Genomic DNA, 19,819 nt, shown 5'->3' with positions numbered 1-19,819 from the left:
AGGAGACAAAGGCGATTTGTGAGTTACTGCGCCCCAGCCACTGCGCCGGCCAGCTGCTTCACAGCTTCTTCGGCGGACATATCGCTGTTGAAATGGGCAGTGATCACGTCATACATGGCATTTTTGACCGCGGCAGGCGCGGCATGTCCATGGGCCATTGAACCCAGCAAGGTGCCCTTGTCTGCCGCCTCTTTCAGATCTGCCATGCCTTTCTTGCCGCACGCATCGAAGGCGGCATCCGACACATCGGTGCGTGCAGGCACAGACCCTTTGACCACGTTAAAGGCACTCTGGAAAGTCGGAGAGAGGATGGCCTTGGCCAGTTCTTTTTGCGCTTCGGCACGGTCATCGCCAACCTTGAACATGACAAACTGATCGGAGTTGAACGTGACCGTGCCCTGAGTACCGGGGAAGCGGAAGCAGAGGAAGTCTTCATTGGGTTTCTTGCCGGCATTGAGGAACTCCCCCTTGGCCCAGTCACCCATGATCTGCATACCGGCCTTGCCATCAATCACCATGGCAGACGCCAGGTTCCAGTCACGGCCTGAGAAGTTGTCATCCACATAGCTGCGCAGAATACGCATCCGCTCGAACACTTGCTTCATGGTGTCAGACTTGAGGGCGTCCTGATCAAGATCGATCAACGCTTTCTGGTAGAACTCAGGGCCACCTGTCGTCATCACCACGCTGTCGAACAGAGTGGCGTCCTGCCAGGCCTGACCACCATGAGCCAGCGGGACATAACCAGCGGCCTTGATCTTGTCCAGCGCCTTGACCATGCCATCAAAATCGGTAGGAGGTGTCAGGCCAAGCTCATCAAAAATTTTCTTGTTGGCCCACACCCAGTTGGTGGAGTGGACGTTGACTGGTGCCGCAATCCATTTGCCGTCGTACTTGGAGAAACGCTGGATGGCCGCAGGAATGACGTTATCCCAGTTCTCTTCCTTGGCCACATCATTGAGGTTGGCTACCACCCCCTGCGCGCCCCAGTCCTGAATATCAAAGCCGAGCATCTGCGCCGCTGTCGGGGGATTACCAGAGGCCACCCGGGCACGCAGAACGGTCATGGCAGCCTCACCACCACCGCCAGCGACGGGCATGTCCTCCCAGGTAATACCTTTTTTCTGCAGGTCATCCTTGAGTACATTGAGCGCCTTGGCCTCGCCTCCCGAGGTCCACCAGTGCAGCACCTCTACCTTTCCGGCGGCCTGAACATTCTGTGCGGCAATCAATGCGATGGAGGCGCAACCAACCGCTGCGACCAGTTTCTTCAGATTCATTACTTATTCTCCTTATTTTTGGAATCTGCCTTTGCGGCGCTTTTTACTGCATGGCTCTTCTGTTACGGCATAGCTTTTCTGTTATGGCATAGCTCTTTCAGACTTCGTTCACTCGACAGGATGCGGTTCAACGGCTATTTGAAGAACCGTCTGCAGAGGCACTAACCGCCCCGCTCTGTAAACGTTTTCATAGGCTATAAAGGCTTAGCAAAGAGATCGTTTTTCGTCAAAGTGGATTTTTATCTGGGTCAGGTTGTACTTGTCTGAGTGCTTGCTCTATAGTTCCCGCACAAAATGAAAACGTTTTCATTTTGTTTTAACCCGAGACTCAGCCGCAGGAAGTGAGCAGCAACAGCGCTCACAACACACTGCAGAAGACCCTGAACAGGTAACGACACCGAGATGGTCAGTACAGCCGATAAGCCCGACCGCAGCCCAGTGATGAAAGCCACCAGCGGATCGATGACCAGAGCTTCCGCCACCATCAAGACGATTGCAGCGGCCACCGGGTTTTCCATTGCGACGGTATCCCGTGCCCTGTCGGGCGGCAGCCCCATGCGTGAGGCAACCCGCGAGGAAATACTGGCGACCGCCAAACGTCTCGGCTATCACCAGGACCGAGCAGCGGTGCGCCTGAAGACCGGCCGGACCCAGGTCATCGCCTTTGTCCTCAACCGTGAAGACCGGCTGCACGCCTTCGCCCGCCTGATGCTGCTGGGCATAAGCGACGGCCTGATCAACTCCGGCTACCACCTGATAGTGGTACCTGAACAGCCTGGCGAAAGCCCACTGGATACCGTGCGCTATCTGGTGGAGCGTCGTGCTGCTGATGGACTGATCCTGACCCATACCCAACCACAGGATCCGCGGGTGAAATACCTCAGCGAAGTGGGCATGCCCTTTGTCACCCACGGTCGTACCGAAATGGTAACGCCTCACAGCTACTGTGATTTTGCCAATGAAACCTTTGCCTATCAGGCCACTCAGGCACTGATAGCGCGCGGCCGCACGCGTATCAGGGTGATCCTGCCACCAGCGCGTAACACCTACCGCGGGCATATTCTCGATGGCTACAGCCGTGCCATGCATGAAGCGGGTCTGCCCCGGCTGATAGCTGAGGGAGTGGATCTGAACACCTTGCCGGAACAGCTTCATGCCTATGCCGATACCGTCTGGCAGGACTGCGATGCGTTTTTCATTCCCGAAGAAACCGCCGCCTTGCCGGTGATCTCCCTGCTGCAACGTCGTGGCCGCGTTATTGGCAGCGATGTGGATATTGCGATCAAACAGCTCACCAGCATCGGCGACTATCTCAACCTGCCATTGATCCGCTTCAAGGAAAACCTGCAACAGGCAGGCGGCATCATGGCTGAACAGATCCTGCAACTGATCAGAAGCAGTGAACAGCCGGAGCCCCTTCCCGTGCTTACTCACTTGCAACTACCGCAATAACGGACGCCCACAATAAATCCAATATCAGCCTCTGGAGACCTGCACCATGAGCCTTGATCCCGAACAGTTCCGCCCTCGCATTGCTGAAGCCAAACGCCTGCTGAAAGCACAGATCAGTGACCTGCCAGAACGCTTTGCCGCCATGACAGCTCGCATCCAGCAGCAAGTAGAGGAAATTCAGGCCTGCGTAGCCAACGGGGAATCTCCCATCCCGGAGGTGGACTTTGCCGACCTGCAGGATGACGGTATGGAGGAACTCAAGGCACGTATTCGCCGTCGCGGCTGTGTGGTGGTGCGCAACGTGTTCCCGCGTGAACAGGTGGATGAGTGGAATCGTCAGCTGATGGAGTACGTCAACGAGAATGACTACTTCAGCAAGGAGGTAGAAAAACGCGGGCTCGACAACTACTTCAGTGCGTTAGCCAGCGGTCGCCCGCAAATTTTTGGCCTGTACTGGTCCAAACCACAGGTGATGGCACGTCAGTCGGAGCAGCTGGCTCTCACTCGGCGCTGGCTCAACCGGCTGTGGACCTTCGAATATGACGGTCAGCAGGTCTTCAATCCTGATCAGGAATGCAGCTACGCTGATCGTGTACGCCAGCGTGAGCCGGGGGACAAGACACTGGGTCTGTCACCTCATGTCGACGGCGGCACCATCGAACGCTGGATCGAACCCAGCTATCGCCAGGTATACCGCCACGTATTCGGCGGCGATCTGGCAGCCTACCAGCCATTTGACTCCCTGTACCGCACCGAAGCTGTGGAGATCCCCTCACCGGCGGTCTGCCGCATGTTCCGTACCTATCAGGGCTGGACGGCCATGAGCCAGCAAGGTCCGGGAGATGGCACCCTGAACCTCGTCCCCATCGCGGATGCCATGGCCTGGATGCTGCTGCGGGCACTGCAGGATGATGTGCCAGACGATGAGCTCTGTGGCGCTAAAGCCGGTCGCGCCCTGTCCGTGACGGAAAAGTATCATCAGCTGTTGCTACAGGCCTTTGTGCCCATCCCGACGGTTTATCCCGGCGATACCGTGTGGTGGCACCCGGATGTGATTCATGGTGTCGAAGATCACAACAAAGGTCAGGGCTACAGCAATGTGATCTATATAGGTGCCGCTCCCGACTGCCAGAAGAATCGCGACTTCCTGGCGTTGCAACGGCCCGCCTTTGAAGCAGGCGAATCGTCCCCAGACTTTGCTCCGGAGAATTACGAAGTGGCCTTCACTGGCAGAGCCTTACCTGACGACCTGACGGAACTGGGCAGACGGCAAATGGGCTATTAGGACGTCTTCACGATCTGCTCCTGCGATCTGCATAAAGCATCACTGAACGCACCATGGGGCTGTGAATGCCTCATGGTGCAGTCCCTTCCTGCAATCCCTTCTTACAAGACCCCCTTCCTGCAGCACCTTTCAGTGATAGTTACTGCCATTCAAAATCAAACACTTACTGAATTACTGTTTTTTCATACAGCATTTTTATCCTTCCCATCTTTTCTCGCCCAACAAACCACTGTATAAATACACAGCTCACACAGTAGTTCGTCGTTTCTGCCTAAACATTCAATGAGGTCAGCCATGATGCATGAGATCACCTTGCTGGGACGTAGCGGTTTCTTCAAGAACCTGGGCCTGTCATTGCTGTTCAACCATAGCGGTTCGCAGCCACAGCGTGAGACGGGCAAGAGCTTGGTGACCGAGGGCTACGCCAGCCTGCCAGAACGTGATGGGCAGAGCGTTGATCACCCCCTTGATCTGAATGAACTCTGTGTGAAACATCCCACAGCCACCTTTTTCCTGCGCGCCAGTGGCGAGGCCATGCAGGGTATGGGCATTGCTCCCAATGACATTCTGGTGGTCGATCGCGCCTTGCAGGCACGCCATGGCGATCTGGTGGTCGTTCGTCTGAACGGGCAGTTCATGGTACGCAAGCTGGCGACCCAGCCTCAGCTTCGCCTGTTACCTCTGAACTCCCGTCAGCTGCCGATCAGCATCAACGAGGGTATGGATTTGGAGATTTTCGGGGTGGTTGCGCATGTCATCCGCTCGATGCTGCGCAATTAACCACCCCAGGCAGATGGCACCTTGTCAGGTAGCGCACTACCAGCCCATGACCCAGCGGCTGTTGTGGCCTAACCAGCGTTTGAGTAACAGAATCAACCCAACCGTGCCGTACGTCAGGAACAGGAACAGGAATACCAGCATTCCCATGGACCAGGGGGTGTTATGCGGGATGTCGAAAGCGAAGACGTTATGCAGAAATAACAGCCCGTCAGCTACCACCATCGACAGGAAGGGATGCAGGAAGAAGAGCGCAAAACTGATACGGGCGAGAAAGTGCAGATGATCCGCACCCGGCTTGCCCACCATCCAGCGGCTCAGCTCCAGCAACAGTAAGCAGATCGCCATTTTCTGTATGAACTGCCAGTCCACACCACGGAAACGCAGCGGCGCATTATGGTAGTTGCCCACATGGAAGAACACATAGGTCTGCATGTACAGCGCTACCAGCACCAGCACGGCACAGAGCATCAGCAACGGCTTCTTGTTGCGCTCAAACCAGCCCTGATACTGGGAATACAGGATGCCCAGAAGGTAAAACGGGGTGAAATAGAACAGCGACTGTATCGGCCCGTTGTCAGCACCACGCTGGAGAAAAACCGCCACCACACTGCTCAGTGCCAGCACCCCAAGCTGCAGCGCCAGAGGCTTCTCGATATAGGCCTTGTGCCATGGTGACAACAAAAAGGTCAGCATTATGAACGGGATATACCAATGCGGGAACAGCACGTAGCCATCGCGGAGAATCTTCCATTCAATTTCCAGCGCTTCGTCCCAGGTATTGCCGTGGATGAACAGCCATTCATTCATTTGCAGCACAATGGCGACAGCGGAAATCACCAGAAAAGGCACGAAGACATTCTGAATCTTCTTCACCATGAAGGAGCGATATTCAAACTGGCGATAGAACACCCGATGGAAAAAGAAGCCAGAAACGAAGACAAACACTCCCGTACCACCGCGCAGCAGGTTCTCCAGCAGTACCGGAAAGCCTTCGTTTGAGTTGTAGATGGAATGGCCTAATAAAATGTAGAGGATGGCAATGCCACGCAGATAGTCGAATTCAAGAATACGATGATTCACGGCTGTCACTCCATGCAGCACGAAAATGGATGGCAAAGGGCTGGCATCTTACCAACCCATTACCCAACGGCTGCGCTCTCCCAGGCAGCGTTTCAGCAATAGCACCAGAGCCACGGTGCAATACATCAGATAGAGATACATCAACAGCGAGAAGCCCAGACTCCACCCCAGTGTCTGCGGTAAATGCACACCATAATGAGTACCGGCGTACCAGATGGTAGTGCCGATAATGACCGCGAAAATGGGATGCAGGAAGAAGATAGCGAAGCTGATACGGGCAAGAAAATGTAGGTGATCCGCACCGGGCTTACCCACCATCCAGCGGCTCAGTTCCAGCAACAGAATGCAGGCTGCCATCTTCTGCACCATCTGCCAGTCCACACCACGCCACTCAAAGGCGGGCTTGTGGTAGTTACCGACATGGGCATCCACGTAAGTCTGCATATAGACCGCCAGAATCATCACGATCCAGCACAGCCACTGGATAGCCTTGTCGTGACGATAGAAGCTGTCCTGATACTGGGAATAGAGAATGCCCAGCAGATAGAAAGGCGTGAAATAAAACACCGAGTGGATCACGTTGATGTTTTCTTCGCCGCGATGGATCAGCGCCGACGCAATAAAACTGGCAGCAAACAGCACCCACTGTATGGCGGGCCTGGCCTCGATGTACCACTTATGCACGGGGGATACAGCGAAGGTCAGCATGATGAAAGGAATGTACCAGTGTGGAAAAAGCACGAAGCCTGTCTGCAGGGTTTTCCAGTCTGCTGCAAGCACCACATCCCATGTTTTGTGATGGATAAAGGTCAGCTCACCGCTCTGCAGCAGCAAGCCCACCATCGACACTACTAGAAAGGGCACAAAGACGTTTTGCAGCTTTTTCAGCATGAAGTCCTTGTAGGCAAACCGTGGGTAGAAAATACGATGAAAGAAGAAGCCAGAGACAAAAACGAAAACGCCCGTCCCACCTCGCAGCAGGTTTTCCAGCCATAGCGGGAATCCCTGTCCGGAATTGGAAATGGAGTGCCCCAGGACGATATAGATGATGGCGATGCCACGCAGATAATCAAACTCGACAATACGTTTTGTCACACACGCTGCTCCGATGCGCCCAACCACCCCTTGGCGATTATTGCCGATCAACCAAAGGAATAAACAGCTCCCCCCGCGGGGAATTCCCTTACACTGTGTTACTCGACGACGGATACGCCCGAACCATGACATGCGCGCAGCATCACCCCGGATCACAGGCTCGCTGAATCCAGAGTAAGAAGAGAGCTTCAGGGAAAGAACGTTAGCGTAAGAAATAGACAGGTAAGGGAGATACAGGAGGTCGTTTGGGTATGCGGCCTCCTGCGGGCGACAGTATCGCAGAATCCGCGCGGCTGTACAGGGTGGTACTCAACTTCTCCAGTTCATGCTGATCTATGCCAACCGTGGAATGAATGGAAACATTCAGAAGCCAGTCCTGCAGCGGGCTGGCAAAGGGCACACTATTGACGCAGGGTACAGCTGAGAAAGGACACCGTTGCCTGCGGTGTTGGCGTCAAACGCAACTGGTGCCAGAGAAACAGGCTTTCAGAACTGGCCAGTAAAGTGTCACGCTCCTCCGCCATGCTCCACAAAAACGGGCCCGCATAGGAAGTTGCCGTCATGGGCAATTTCACTTCGCCCTGCCCCGGCGCCCCGTAACTCAGTTGATAACTGCCGGCGCCACCCTCATCCAGATGCTGCGGTGCCATCTGAAAGACCACCTTTTCCCCTCCAGCAGCGCACTGCCCTGCGCCATCGCAATGGCGGGTGATCTGGCAGTCAAGAATCCGCAGTCTGCCTTCTGCCAGCGCGGATCCCGCAAAAAACCCGGACAGGCACAGGCAACCTGCCAGCAGAGCCACAGGTCGGCATCGATGCCGGGCGCACGCAAACATGGTCATATTGTTCAGTTTCTCCTGCTTGGATGCCGACCCCGGCAGGGCCGCTGATCAAACCCAGTTCAGCACTTCTTTCTTGTAGCGCTGCAGCTCTTTGACAAAGACCGATTCCTCACCACGCTGCGTATGAATAAACACCCGGCGTCGTGCGCGCGTCAGTGCCACATAGAACAGCCGTCGCTCCTCCGCATCCGCAAACTCTTCCTTGTCAGCCAGAAAGCAGTCAATCAGGGGATCGTGGGGTTTATTGGAAGGAAAGCCTGTTTCCCCCTGCACCACATCCAGCAAGATGACGTAGTCTGCCTCGCAGCCTTTGGCTTTATGTGCCGTCATAAACTCCAGACGCAAACCCGGATAGCTGTCGGCCCATTCGCTCACATCAGGTTCACTGCGATTCATCCTCGCCAATAGCATGACTGACACGGATTTTTCTGTTTGCTGATTCTCCTGCTGTATTGCCGCCAGTGCCTGCCCGATGACTTCCTCTTTCTGCCCTGCCAGCAGGACGATCTCGGCACGGTTGCTGGAGGTCAGACTTTGCAGGGTTTTCGGCAACTGCGCCGGGTTACTCTGGACGAAACGGTTGGCCACTGCCGCAATACGGTTGTTGAAACGGAAGGTGGTACCTAGCACGACCTGCGCGGTATGACCAAAATGTTCGGCAAAATTGAAGGTCAGCCGCACATCTCCGCCGTTGAACCGGTAAATGGCCTGCCAGTCGTCACCCACGGCAAACAGGCTGGTCGATGGATCTGCCGCTTTCAGCGCCTTGAGCAGTTCGGCTCTTTGCGGGGAGATATCCTGAAACTCGTCTACCAGCAGATAGCGGTAACGGAAACGGTGCTGCGTTTTGCTATGAAAGTTATCTTTGGCCAGCGACTTCCAGGCCACCCGGATCATGTCGCTGAAATCCATTTGCCCAGCGAGCCTGAGATACTGCTGATAATGCTTCACCAGCCCTTCGAGCAACACAGCAAAGGCTGCCAGGCGTCGCCCCTCCAGACTCAGATCACCACTTTGCTGCATGTCCTTAAGACTCAACCGGCTTTCCTTGAAGCGACTGAGACAGTCTGCCAGCAGCTGGGACAAGCGCCCTATTTGCCCCTGACGTTGCAGCTGCTCCAATACGGTCTGCGGTCCCCGCGGCTGGATAAGCTCCTTCCATGGGCGCTTTTGCGTTCGACAGGCTGCCTTGAGCCGTGCTTCCAGCAACGCCGCCAGCCCTTCCTGTGCCTCATGACTGTAGGTACAGATCAGCGTAGTGCCACAAGCGGCATGAACTTCACGCTTCCACTCCAGCTCCTGTCGGTACAGGCGACTTTCTGCGTCTTTTGACTGCTCGTCACTCTCCCCAACATGTTCGAGATAGATATCCAGCTGGGGCAGATAGAAGTCAGGTCGGTAAGGCTTGTTCAGCACCTCGTGGGTGTGGGGATACCCTGGCTCATACTGGTATTCGATACCCAGCAGAAACAGGGTGTTGGCAATCTCCAGCTCGCCATAACTTTTTACCCGCTCCCCGGCCAGCGTGCGTACTTCCTGCTCACGCACGTAGCGCTGATAGGCTGGGAAGCCGGTGAAGCATGCTTCAGACTGCAATGGATACAGATAATAAGCGGCGTAAATGACCAGATGCTTGGCTGATTTCAGCTCGGCAAACTGACTTTGCAACCAGTCATCGACAAAGCGACGCATGGCACGTGCATCAGTCGCCAGTGGACTTACCGTCGCCTTCTGACCGGGGATGGCATCCATCAGCTCCTTGCCAAAGGCATGGAAGGTAGACACCTTGATCTTGTCCAGCGCAGCACTTTTTGCCGCATCCGGGGCCTTATCCATGTACATATTGTCGGCTGCAGCCGGTTCAGTGGCGAGCAACGGCTTGGTGGACAGTGAGGGATTAGCAGAGCGTAACGACCGCTGGCGTTCGGTATAGGCTGCCAGACGCTGCGTCAACTCCAGGCTGGCATCCTTGCCGTACGCCAGGATAAGAATCTCTTCTGGCTGCGCCAGCCCTGCCTCCACCAGCCACGCAGCCTTGGCACACAGGGTACTGGTTTTGCCGGTTCCCGCCCCCGCCAGAACCAGAACATTATCCTCATCTGTCAGGCATGCCAGACGCTGGTCCTGAGTCAGAGGATGTGCTTCCAGCTGATCAAAGAAGGTCTTGAAACGGGCTTGCTGCTGTTCCATCAGCATCTGGTTGAAGGTGTGCCGACAGCCTTCCGGGTCTGCCAGTAACCTGGCCAGCGCGCGCATCGCATCGGTGACTTTCAGTTGCAGATCTTCAAAACGGTCCAGCAACTGAAAATAGGGAGCAATCTCGGCAAAATGCGGCAGCCAGTCTTCTATCTGGCTGTGACGCCAGTAACGCTGACGCCCGGCCATTTGCAGCTCGAACTGCTCAGCCATTTCCAGCATCTGCTGATGGATACCCTTCAGTTGCGCCTGGCAATAGACCTGATGAGCCTCCTGCAGCCATTGCCCCCAGTCATCCAGACCGGACTGACGAAACAGTCGCAGACGAAAATCGCCCCAGTGCAGGCGGTGGAAAACCCAGCCACGTTCAAGGCGGACGCGCTGGTCCACTTCAGGGATGGGCAATAATTTACGTCCAGCCTCCAGGCCAGTTTCATGAAGGGTCAACGCTCTGGTACGCATGTAGCAGCGGTTTAGCCAGTTAAGCGGTAACGTGGGCAAGGGAATTTCCTTTTCTTAGAACCTGTACATACTCTCGCGAACCATAGCCAAACATGGCGGAAAGCACTGAGGAAGTGCACTTTGCTGATAGCAAACCGGCATTCCGAAGCTCTCTCCAACGCCGTGAGGCCAGCACGCAGAAGATCGTGTACTCGCTCTTAAAATTTTTGTGAAAACGTGCGCTCAATACGCTGCGCATCAGCCACACAGCCTCGATCTGCCCTGATGGGCCTGATCGTCACACGCTCTCACAACACTACAGACTGCCTGGGCACGATAACCAAGTTACATCGGAATAGCCATGACAGGACTGGAAAAATATACAGCAAAAATATAACTTTTTGTGCCTGCATATCGCTGAGCGCAATAGGTTTCTTTAGCCGTCTTGCTCACCTCATGCTTGCATTCGCCCTGCCGCTCAACGGAAACTCTGTGCCCCATGTCTATGCAGTGAACAGGTAAGCTTCATGGCCCTCAAGGCAACCGTCTTCAAATCCGAACTCAACGTCAGTGATATGGACCGTCACCACTACCAGTCCTATTCGCTGACTCTGGCACGTCATCCTTCAGAGACCGATGAACGCATGATGGTGCGGTTGCTGGCGTTTGCCCTACGAGCCGATGAACAGCTGGAGTTTTGCAAGGGCCTGAGCAATGACGAAGAGCCCGATCTCTGGCAAAAGCAACTGACTGGCGACATCGAGACCTGGATTGAAGTGGGGCTGCCGGACGAGCGTCGTCTGCGCAAAGCCAGCAGCCGCGCACGCCGCGTGGTGGTGTACTGCTATGGTGGCCGCAATGCAGGGTTGTGGTGGAAAGGGATCGAAGACAAGCTGCAACGTTTTGACAATATAGAAGTCTACAACCTGCCAGAAGAAGCGACGCAATTACTGGCTGGGCAGACCGCACGCACCATGGACTGGCAATGCATGATTCAGGATGGGCAGGTGTGGATGAACAGCAGCGACAGCAGTATTCAGGTTGATCTGGAACGTTTGAAATAAGGGTTTTCCGGTCGCCCAGACCAGACTGGAGTGGGCTTTCACAGGCGCGACTCGACTAACCGCACATCAGTCATGTGCTCCTGATGTTTGCCCACGCCCTGTGCAGATGCAGGTTGGATAGTCATCACACTTCAGGATGACAGGAGAGGCACGCTGAGGCCTGCCTCTCCTGTCATACAACACAATACCCTGAGTACATCAGCGTTTTATTTCGCCATTGCTGGCTGCCCGCTACCCTGCTGAGCCTGTCGCAACAGTTGCCGTTGCATCGCCTGCTGACTGCTCATCTGCTGCTGTCGGGCGGCTTGCTGTAACATCATGGCAGCCCCCGCCGATTGCTGAGCGGCAAGGCCATCCACCACCGCAGCCTGTTCGTGAGTCACAGGTGTACCACTGCCTTCCGGCAGGACAGACTGCTGGTCTGTTACGGCATCAGTCGAAAATAACCGCCCCCGCATCTCCGCTGAGCTGGGGAAGCCATTGGTACTGGCCCCGGTCAGGGGTGCCGCCGCTGGCGTCTTACCCGCACCCGGATTGGTATTGGCACTGGGAATCGCTGCATTGGGCGGTGTCACATCCTGCATTTTTGCATTGGGTGAATTGATGTCCAGCGAAGGGCTCAGCCCGGCATTGTCTGCATGCACAGCGGCAGAAGACGGTGCGACATCCCCGGTATTGAGAATCACCGGCAGGCCATCTTTGCCGCCAATAATGATCATCTTGCTGTTCTGCGAAGTCGCCAGTGCCATGGTGGCATCAATACCGCGCAGGCGCAGATACTCAGGTGTAATGGTTTTTGCCACGATGTCCTGGAAGGCGCGAATACCTTCCGCCTCGATGATCTTGCGATCCTTTTCCTTTTTCTCGCGGGCAATACGGAAATCGTATTCAAGCATGGCCTGATACTGCTCAGCCTTACGCTCGATGGCCTGAGCGACCTTGTCAGGCAGCTTTACTGAACGAATCAGCACGTCTTCCACATTGACCAGTCGGCCATGGGAACTCTGATTGATCAGGGAGTTGCCCAGCTGCGTCACCATGCGTTGCAGAATCTGCGCCTGAATGAAAGCACGGGTTTCGGTGTAAAGCTGTTCAGGGGTATAGCGGGAAATCAGTTCCCGTGCATGGGAGCCAATCTCCGGATACACCAGAATTTCGGGATAATCCGGGCCCACCAGCTTATGCAGCATGCCCAGCGCGTCCTTGTTGACGCGATAGCGCACGGCAATCTCCACCTGCATGCTCAGACCATTGGATGAGATGGTGTCGTACACCCGCGCACTGTTCTGCAGGCGGGTGTCATAGATATACATTTCATCCCACGGGAAGATCATATGCAGACCTTCGCCGTAGTAGTGATCGGTAACGGTACCGCCAAAGAAGCGCAGCCACAGCACGCCAGCATGGCCAGCCGGTACGTTGATAAAGATATTGGGGGCGAGAATGATCAGGCTCAGCACAAACATCAGCATGCTGATATAGATTGGCATCGAGTGTCGCTTCAGCCATTTACCGATACGAAGCGCCCGCTCCTCGCGCCAGGCAGAAAAACGTTGCCAACGGGAACCACCCGTTTGCGAAGGCTGTTGCTGAGAAAGATTGGTTTCCGTCATGGTCCGCCTGTGTTGTCCCGCTTCCCTGTTACTGATGATCTGCTCGCAGCCATACTGACTGGGCTGCTACTACGCCACGACCGGCGTTTAATCCAGATCCAACTTATCAAGCTTCTGACGAAGCTCACGTGAAGGACGACTGACGATCTGCACCAGGAAGTCACCTACTGGGGTGATAACGAGAGACAGAAGGAAATGACCGAGAAAGCCAAAGGCAGTCCTGCGCCCCATCAAACCGCAAATGGCGCAGGCGGTCAGATAAAGAATGGCCATGATAATCGGCATCGGTGTCCCTCAAGGCAGTGACTGAATCTGCACTCTGTATTAACAACGTGTGTGGAAGACACGTTATATGTGAATGAAGATGGAGAATCTATCCGGCAAACACGTTCAGACTGAGCAGCGGATGCACCTTTCTGTCTGTTGGATCGATGTACTGACAATGACAGGCTGGCACGCTACCGCGTACCAGCCTGCTGTCACCACAAGAACGTGTTCACGATCTAAAGGGATCAGGCAGCAGCCTGAGCCGCATCGACACCCTTGGCTTTCACTTCTTCAATCGTCTCGTTGACTTCAGACTGTACTTTCTTGGCATTGAAGCTCAGGAAATCACCGCCTGAAGCGAAATGACGATGGAAAACCTTACCCACAGCATAAGTAAAGGCAGAATCAAAAGCGGGCATGGTGGCCAGCGTGATCGCAGTGCCGATCACAGGCGTCTTGCGCACCAGACGGCGCACCACACCTGAAGTGACCGTCTTGTAACCCAGATAGCCAGAACCTGCGCCTGCCAGCAATGAAGTCACGGCAGATTTGCCTGCGTTGGCCTTGAACGGCACGCCGTACAGATCGCCCAGTTCTTTCAGCATTTTCAGCTGAACAGCGATCAGCGCGGCAGTGTCTACGAAAATAAAGGGAATTAGCCCGGCGCCCATGGACCAATAGCAGTTGTGGCGAATGATCTTGCGTGCCTGGGCATCAAGATCCAGGCTGATGACAGCCTCCTGAACCTCAGGCTCCACTGTCGTTTCAGCAGCGGCTGCTTCCACTTCGGGTGTGGGTTTGTCCTGGGGTGTGGGTTTGTCCTGGGGAGTGTCTGTCTTGCTGACCATGGTGTTCTCCTTGAATTAGCAAAAGTGGATCAGCTAAGCCGTCCACCTGATGGCTGTCATTGTCAAATAGCCGTTGGCGCTGGGTTACTCGATTCACGGTCACCAAGCATCTTTCATCACCCGCCTTCGGCTTTTACTTCTTCCTATTGAGGAGACTGATCATGACGTTACGACGACAACGTGTGTCTTAACCTCATGCCTCTCTTCGACCCGCTCTCTCCTTGCAGAGAAAACCGTCGATACCACCTGTGAGCAATCCCCATTAGCAGACACCATGAATCACGCAAAAACTACCCCGCCTGATCAGAGTGTAAGCAAAAGTAAGCTAAAGATAGGCGCCCCATGTGCAGGCGTCAAACCTCTGAATACAAATCAAAAAAAACCTTTACTGAGTGATCCTACCCGGAAAGCGTCAATTTTTACCCATCGCGTTACACGACCAGGGTTTTCACGGGAAGAATACCGGTAGCCCTGCTACTTTAAACGCACTTTACGATAAAAAATTGACATCAATTTAATAAATCGTAGCCAATAGCGGGTATATCCCTGTTCAGTTGCACTTGTGCAGTATGCATTCTGTCCTCCCGGAGCCAGACAATGACCGGACTTACCGGCAAAGTGGCGGCCGCCTTGATTGCGGTTCTGGCCATGGCCATCACTCTGACCACCACGCTCAATATTCTGCGTTACGAAGAGGCCTATGACCGTCTGGTCACTCAGCGCCTTGATGTCATCGCCAGCGAAATCAAACGTGATCTGCTGATCGGTATTGATCTTGGCCTGCAGCTCAATGCACTGGAAAACCTGCAGGATATATTGCAGCGTCCAGTGAACCAATACCCCGATTTGGCCAATGTGGCCGTCTACAACTGCAAGCGACAGCTGATTGCCAGTAGCGGCGATACGCCAGCGACCGCAGCGCCTTCATCCGTTGGTACACACTTCAATAAGAACAGCGCCACAGTCACTGCTGCACTGACCGACAGCCTGGGCGCGTGTGCAGGATACCTGAGCATAGCCCAGCATGATGACGTCTTTGCCGCCACTCGCGCTTCTGTGCGCCAGACGCTGATCTGGGCAGGGCTGATCGCCATGCTGGTGGCACTGCCGTCGCTGTATTTCATCGTACGTTTGTTCCGGCGCCACAACCGGCTGCTTGATGCCCTGAACAGTGATGCCAGTCAGCTGGAGCGTCAGGAGGCTCTGGATAACCTCACTACTGACGACGCCATCAGTGGCGATGAGGCCTTGCTGAAGGCCTATGTTGCGGCCCGTGAGCCATTGCGCAGGGCCCTGCAACAACCACACAACAGCCCGCTCAGAGAAGGAGAATCAGCATGATTCGGCGCTGGCTGCTTGATCCGGTCAACCGCTTACTGCTGCTGACCGGCGTAACCGTATTGCTGGCCCTGAGCTTTATTTCCGCTGTGGCCATTTTCAGTAGCGGCCAGACACTGCTGCCGCTGCTGGCACAGAAAGCCGATGCCGAGACCCGCGTCGTCAAAGACAAACTTGAGCGAGCCCTCAGCCTTGGTATTCCCCTTCAGCATCTGGTCGGTATCGATGAGCTATACCAGCAGCTGGCGGCCAGCGATTCCGATCTGGATTTTCTGGTGGTCAGTACGCCAGCCACCGGGACAGACCCTGCCGGACAAGTACTTTACAAGACCGGTAGCGGTGCCAATAGCGCGACTGACGTTTTGGCTGCCCCCCTCAGCCACCCTCATCTGCATCTGGATCTGCCTGCCTATCAGCAGGTACGACAGGCAGTACTGGTGACCAGCCAACCCCTGCTGCTGGGTGAGCAACAGGTAGCTACGCTCTATCTGGGTCACCCGCAACGGGCCTTGTTACGCCCACTGCTGGATAACCTGCAAGATATCGGCATCGTATTACTGGTGGCCCTGCTGCTGTCGTTCGAGCTGATGCTGCTGGTACTGACCCTGAATCTGTCTCTGCCCACCCGCACAGCCATTCGGGTGCTGGGTGACGTCGCTGAGCAACGCTTCACCCTGCTCTACGGCTATCTCAATCGCGATGCACTGGGTCGCCTGATGCAGAACGTCAACGGCATCATCCGGCGCGGTGCAAAAGCCGTCACACCACAACTGACCCGGGAAAATCATCTGGTCGGCGTACGCCTGCTGACCTTCCTGTTCGTCTTCGCCGAAGAGCTGGCACGCCCCATCATGCCCTCTTATTTTGCTGATCTGGCGGCCACTGTTCCCGGCCTCGATGTGAACGTCGGGGCCGGTATCATCATGGCCCTGCACATGATGATCGCAGCCGTGGTGCTACCCGTTGGCAGCCTGATCTATGACCGCATCGGCAGACTGCGGCTGTATATGATAGGCGCCATCCTCGCGACCCTCGGCCTGCTGGGCACCGGACTGGCCAACAGCTACTGGGATCTGGTGTTCTGGCGTGCCCTATCGGCTATCGGCTATGGCACCACCTTCGTTGCCTGTCAGGGCTTCGTGCTGGAGTCCACTACCCGCCAGAACCGTGCCCGCGGCACGGCGATGATGCTCAGCGGTCTGATGCTGGCCGATATCTGTGGCCCGGCCATTGGCGGCATTCTGGTCAGCCATATCGGTGCTGCCACCACCTTCCAGATCGGTGCCTGTGCGTCACTGCTGGCCGCTCTGGCGGTTACCCGCCTGATGAGTGGTGTCGCCGACCATCGGGAAGCACCGCCCAAGCTTACCTTTGCCGCGTTTGGTGACACCTTCCGCAACCGCCACTTTCTGGCACTGCTGTTTCTTTCGGCCATTCCCGCCAAGCTGTTTCTTAGTGGCTTTCTCTACTATCTGGTGCCTCTGACTCTGATCAGCTCCGGCATTTCCGTCGCCGATGTCGGCCGTATCCTGATGCTGTATGGTCTGGTTGCCCTGCTGGCCGGACCGGCTCTGGCCAGTATCACTGACCGTCTGGAGCGCCCCATTTACGCGGTGATCGTCGGCAGTGCGCTAACAGCAGCCGGCATGCTGTCACTGACACTTCACCCTTCCGTCCTGACAACCATTGCAAGTGTTGTCTGCCTTGGTGTAGGTCAAGCCCTGTCGATTCCAGCTCAGATCAGCTCAGCCATCACCCTGTCGGCCAGTGCTATTGAAAAACATGGTCAGGGGCCGGTGATCGGTTCCCTGCGCCTGGTGGAGCGCCTCGGTGGTGGTACCGGCCCCATTGTGGCAGGCGCACTGGCGGCCCATCTTGATGCACAGGGTGCCGTCGCCATCTTCACTGCCATTGCCTGGAGTTGCTGCCTGTTGTCACTGCTGATGGCGTTACCCGGCCGGCGGGAGACCTCACCATGCTGAGACGACAGCTGCTGACACTGTTATTACTGGCGGCCTTCACTACGGCCACATCGGTCGTCACCGCGGCGACTGCCGCAGAAGCTAAAGTCCCCCGTATCGTGATGCTGCTCTGGCGTGGAGAAACGCCCGTTGAGCAGGGCTTCAAGACCTACTTTCACGATCATCAGCGACAGGCGCAGTTTGAAGAAATTGACCTGCAACGTGATCTCAGCCGACTGCCTGCGGTACTTGAGCAGATCAGGCAGAATCCGCCGGATCTGGTGTACACCTGGGGTACAGGTGTCACTCTGGGTACCGTTGGTCGCTGGGATGAGAACGACCCCGCCAAGCTGCATGACATCCCGGTAGTGTTCTCCATGGTGTCAGCACCATGGAAGACCGGTATTGCCGCCCCCGAGGGTCAGCAGCGTGCCAACATCACCGGTGCATCGCACATCGCTCCGCTGGCAACCCAGCTTAAGGCCATGTCGGTCTATATGCCGGTACAGCGGCTGGGGGTGGTGTTTACCCCGACGGAGCCCAACTCGGTCAGCTCGGTGAATGATCTGGAGAAGGCCACCCAGGCCGCAGGTATTCAGTTGCTGCAGGCACCGGTACCCAATCTGGCAGACGGTACGCCAGACCCGGCTTCCATACCCTCGCTGGTTGCCAAGCTGGCAGAGCAAGGGGCCAATGTCATCTACATTGGCCCCGACAACTTCGTCGGCACCTACCGCCAGCAGCTGACATCAGCAGCTCTGGCTCACGGCATCCCCTGCTTTACCGGCACCGAGCTGGAAATTCGCGATGGTGATGCCATGTTCGGACTGGTCAGCCGCTATGACCTGGTCGGTCGGCTGGCCGCATCCAAAGCCGAGAAAATACTGTTTGAAGGCCAGTCAGCCGCAAACATTCCGATCGAAACCCTCAACCGCTTCAGCTATCTGATCAAGATGCCTGTCGCCCGCAGACTGCAGCTCTACCCGCCGGTATTGCTGCTGGACTACGCCGAAGTACTGCAGTAATTGCCGAGAAGTCCATGAGCAGAGCGCCTTTATCCTCCCCACCTCACATCCAGACACTCAACCTGTCACACCTGCAGGCCATTATCACCCTTCATCATGAAGTGCGCGCCCTGCTGCACCCGAGCCTGATTGCGGCGGAAACCGACGACTACTTCGCCGACCATCTGGCCCGCTGTGGTCGGATTTATGGCATTTTCGCCGACGACCAGACAGACCGTCTGGTGGCTTATGGGGTATTGGGCCTCCCCGGCCTGCACGATCCCAACTTTGGCACAGATCACGGTTTAAGCGAGTCCGAACTCGGTCAGGTCGCGCATATCGATGGTGCAGCAGTAACGCCAGACTGGCGAGGTCTTGGCCTGCACCGCCTGCTGATTCGTCATCGTGAAGTGAAGGCCCGGGACTTTGGCCGCACCCTGCTGCTGTCCACCGCAGCACCGGGAAACTTCTACAGTCTGAACAATCTGCTGCAGTGTGAACTGCAAGTGCGTGGGATCAGGCAGAAATTCGGTGGGCAACGCTTTCTGCTGCGTAAGGATCTCAATCAGCCGGTGACCGCCGCTGATGACGACGGGCAATGGACTGATGTGCAGGATGCCGTTGCCGTGACAGTAGCATTACAGCGGGGATGCTGGGGGTGGCAGCTGCGTCGTGCTGATAATGATCAGACTGATATATTGTTTGCCCCGCCAAAGCGGGCTTAAATGATGGCCACCTGTTTTCTGGCAGCCATGCCGACAGGCACGTGACAGGACCCGGATCATGCAGACGTTCAGGAGAGCGCAATGGATCAGCAACACCTTGTCTTTGAGCATGACAACCCTTTCAAGGCCATTCGTCTGGCACAGGCCAAAGAGCTGGTAGAGCGCTACGCCTCCTATGCCGCCGTAGGCTGCGTCATCCCTTTGCCTCTGGTGGAAATTGCCACGCTCAGCGTGTTACTGATGAAGATGCACAAGGCGCTGGCCGAACACTACGAGCTGCCGTTTCGCTATCGTGATATGCGCGCTGTTCTGATCGCCGTCCTCGGCGGTGCCACACCGACCGGTGTCGGCAATCTCACCACCTCGGCGCTGCTGAAGTGGGTCCCCGGTGCCAACCTTATCGGTATTGCGACTGCTACACTCGCCGCCTCGGTGATTACCCGGGTGATTGGCCTGGGCATCATCATCAGTTACGAGTCAGGAGAACCTGACCTGACACTGGATCTGGATGAACTGCGTCAGCAATATCAGGCCGCCAGCGTCTGATG

At 55.9% G+C, this 19,819-nt stretch carries 17 protein-coding genes; 9 read left to right on the top strand and 8 right to left on the bottom strand.

Going from position 1 to position 19,819, the window contains the following annotated elements:
• Positions 1-23 precede the first annotated feature (23 nt).
• The gene (locus WH50_RS11130; protein WP_110187365.1) at positions 24-1,280 is read right to left on the bottom strand and encodes an ABC transporter substrate-binding protein; all 1,257 of its coding nucleotides are present in this window, start codon (positions 1,278-1,280) and stop codon (positions 24-26) included.
• A 402-nt stretch (positions 1,281-1,682) separates the two neighbouring features.
• Here WH50_RS11130 and WH50_RS11125 point away from each other — a divergent pair, with 402 nt between their 5' ends.
• From WH50_RS11125 to umuD, 3 genes are all read left to right on the top strand, one after another.
• Positions 1,683-2,732: a LacI family DNA-binding transcriptional regulator gene (locus WH50_RS11125; protein WP_110187364.1), complete on the top strand. Its 1,050-nt coding sequence runs from the start codon at positions 1,683-1,685 to the stop codon at positions 2,730-2,732.
• A 46-nt stretch (positions 2,733-2,778) separates the two neighbouring features.
• Positions 2,779-4,017, top strand: a complete 1,239-nt coding sequence (locus WH50_RS11120; RefSeq protein ID WP_110187363.1) for a YbiU family protein — start codon at positions 2,779-2,781, stop codon at positions 4,015-4,017.
• A gap of 294 nt (positions 4,018-4,311) precedes the next feature.
• Positions 4,312-4,797 (top strand): translesion error-prone DNA polymerase V autoproteolytic subunit, encoded by a 486-nt coding sequence (gene umuD / locus WH50_RS11115; RefSeq protein ID WP_243410082.1) that lies wholly within the window; start codon positions 4,312-4,314, stop codon positions 4,795-4,797.
• A 36-nt stretch (positions 4,798-4,833) separates the two neighbouring features.
• Here the strand turns inward: umuD and WH50_RS11110 are convergent, their stop codons facing one another.
• From WH50_RS11110 to WH50_RS11095, 4 genes are all read right to left on the bottom strand, one after another.
• Positions 4,834-5,877, bottom strand: a complete 1,044-nt coding sequence (locus WH50_RS11110) for an acyltransferase family protein (RefSeq protein ID WP_165838392.1) — start codon at positions 5,875-5,877, stop codon at positions 4,834-4,836.
• A gap of 48 nt (positions 5,878-5,925) precedes the next feature.
• Complete coding sequence (locus WH50_RS11105; protein WP_165838391.1) at positions 5,926-6,972, bottom strand: acyltransferase family protein; 1,047 nt, start codon at positions 6,970-6,972, stop codon at positions 5,926-5,928.
• A gap of 401 nt (positions 6,973-7,373) precedes the next feature.
• On the bottom strand, positions 7,374-7,814 hold the full coding sequence (locus WH50_RS11100; protein ID WP_110187359.1) for a hypothetical protein: 441 nt from the start codon (positions 7,812-7,814) through the stop codon (positions 7,374-7,376).
• Between the two features lie 48 nt (positions 7,815-7,862).
• On the bottom strand, positions 7,863-10,511 hold the full coding sequence (locus WH50_RS11095) for a UvrD-helicase domain-containing protein (RefSeq protein WP_133251306.1): 2,649 nt from the start codon (positions 10,509-10,511) through the stop codon (positions 7,863-7,865).
• A 467-nt stretch (positions 10,512-10,978) separates the two neighbouring features.
• Here WH50_RS11095 and WH50_RS11090 point away from each other — a divergent pair, with 467 nt between their 5' ends.
• Entirely contained in the window at positions 10,979-11,515 is a 537-nt protein-coding gene (locus tag WH50_RS11090; RefSeq protein WP_110187357.1) for a YaeQ family protein, read from the top strand.
• A gap of 206 nt (positions 11,516-11,721) precedes the next feature.
• Here the strand turns inward: WH50_RS11090 and WH50_RS11085 are convergent, their stop codons facing one another.
• From WH50_RS11085 to WH50_RS11075, 3 genes are all read right to left on the bottom strand, one after another.
• Positions 11,722-13,128: a prohibitin family protein gene (locus tag WH50_RS11085; RefSeq protein WP_110187356.1), complete on the bottom strand. Its 1,407-nt coding sequence runs from the start codon at positions 13,126-13,128 to the stop codon at positions 11,722-11,724.
• 87 nt (positions 13,129-13,215) lie between these two features.
• Positions 13,216-13,413 carry a hypothetical protein gene (locus WH50_RS11080; RefSeq protein WP_104154672.1) on the bottom strand — a complete coding sequence of 66 codons (198 nt, stop codon included), beginning with the start codon at positions 13,411-13,413 and terminating at the stop codon, positions 13,216-13,218.
• 227 nt (positions 13,414-13,640) lie between these two features.
• Complete coding sequence (locus WH50_RS11075) at positions 13,641-14,243, bottom strand: YcjF family protein (protein WP_110187355.1); 603 nt, start codon at positions 14,241-14,243, stop codon at positions 13,641-13,643.
• Positions 14,244-14,840: 597 nt separating this feature from the next.
• On the opposite strand from WH50_RS11075, the gene WH50_RS11070 reads away from it, so the two are divergent.
• From WH50_RS11070 to WH50_RS11050, 5 genes are all read left to right on the top strand, one after another.
• Positions 14,841-15,584, top strand: coding sequence for a hypothetical protein (locus WH50_RS11070; RefSeq protein WP_110187354.1), 744 nt, complete (start codon positions 14,841-14,843; stop codon positions 15,582-15,584).
• Positions 15,581-17,563: an MFS transporter gene (locus tag WH50_RS11065; protein WP_110187353.1), complete on the top strand. Its 1,983-nt coding sequence runs from the start codon at positions 15,581-15,583 to the stop codon at positions 17,561-17,563. Before WH50_RS11070 ends, WH50_RS11065 begins: the two co-directional genes overlap by 4 nt.
• On the top strand, positions 17,557-18,567 hold the full coding sequence (locus tag WH50_RS11060) for an ABC transporter substrate-binding protein (protein ID WP_110187352.1): 1,011 nt from the start codon (positions 17,557-17,559) through the stop codon (positions 18,565-18,567). Before WH50_RS11065 ends, WH50_RS11060 begins: the two co-directional genes overlap by 7 nt.
• Positions 18,568-18,581: 14 nt before the next feature.
• Positions 18,582-19,271, top strand: coding sequence for a GNAT family N-acetyltransferase (locus WH50_RS11055; RefSeq protein ID WP_110187351.1), 690 nt, complete (start codon positions 18,582-18,584; stop codon positions 19,269-19,271).
• Positions 19,272-19,352: 81 nt separating this feature from the next.
• On the top strand, positions 19,353-19,817 hold the full coding sequence (locus WH50_RS11050) for a DUF697 domain-containing protein (RefSeq protein WP_110187350.1): 465 nt from the start codon (positions 19,353-19,355) through the stop codon (positions 19,815-19,817).
• Positions 19,818-19,819: the final 2 nt, after the last annotated feature.

The sequence above is a fragment of the Pokkaliibacter plantistimulans genome (genome assembly GCF_003194385.1).
In the GTDB taxonomy this organism is placed as follows: domain Bacteria; phylum Pseudomonadota; class Gammaproteobacteria; order Pseudomonadales; family Balneatricaceae; genus Pokkaliibacter; species Pokkaliibacter plantistimulans.
Note: the sequence above shows the minus strand (reverse complement) of the source record. Positions and strands in the feature narration are given on the sequence as shown.

Excerpts from the sequence above, each read along its gene's own strand:
- WH50_RS11125 (WP_110187364.1), top strand. The coding sequence starts at position 1,683 with ATGGTCAGTACAGCCGATAAGCCCGACCGCAGCCCAGTGATGAAAGCC.
- WH50_RS11090 (WP_110187357.1), top strand. The coding sequence starts at position 10,979 with ATGGCCCTCAAGGCAACCGTCTTCAAATCCGAACTCAACGTCAGTGAT.
- umuD (WP_243410082.1), top strand. The coding sequence starts at position 4,312 with ATGATGCATGAGATCACCTTGCTGGGACGTAGCGGTTTCTTCAAGAAC.
- WH50_RS11080 (WP_104154672.1), bottom strand. The coding sequence starts at position 13,413 with ATGCCGATTATCATGGCCATTCTTTATCTGACCGCCTGCGCCATTTGC.
- WH50_RS11075 (WP_110187355.1), bottom strand. The coding sequence starts at position 14,243 with ATGGTCAGCAAGACAGACACTCCCCAGGACAAACCCACACCCCAGGAC.
- WH50_RS11070 (WP_110187354.1), top strand. The coding sequence starts at position 14,841 with ATGACCGGACTTACCGGCAAAGTGGCGGCCGCCTTGATTGCGGTTCTG.
- WH50_RS11050 (WP_110187350.1), top strand. The coding sequence starts at position 19,353 with ATGGATCAGCAACACCTTGTCTTTGAGCATGACAACCCTTTCAAGGCC.
- WH50_RS11065 (WP_110187353.1), top strand. The coding sequence starts at position 15,581 with ATGATTCGGCGCTGGCTGCTTGATCCGGTCAACCGCTTACTGCTGCTG.
- WH50_RS11055 (WP_110187351.1), top strand. The coding sequence starts at position 18,582 with ATGAGCAGAGCGCCTTTATCCTCCCCACCTCACATCCAGACACTCAAC.
- WH50_RS11130 (WP_110187365.1), bottom strand. The coding sequence starts at position 1,280 with ATGAATCTGAAGAAACTGGTCGCAGCGGTTGGTTGCGCCTCCATCGCA.
- WH50_RS11085 (WP_110187356.1), bottom strand. The coding sequence starts at position 13,128 with ATGACGGAAACCAATCTTTCTCAGCAACAGCCTTCGCAAACGGGTGGT.
- WH50_RS11060 (WP_110187352.1), top strand. The coding sequence starts at position 17,557 with ATGCTGAGACGACAGCTGCTGACACTGTTATTACTGGCGGCCTTCACT.
- WH50_RS11100 (WP_110187359.1), bottom strand. The coding sequence starts at position 7,814 with ATGACCATGTTTGCGTGCGCCCGGCATCGATGCCGACCTGTGGCTCTG.
- WH50_RS11120 (WP_110187363.1), top strand. The coding sequence starts at position 2,779 with ATGAGCCTTGATCCCGAACAGTTCCGCCCTCGCATTGCTGAAGCCAAA.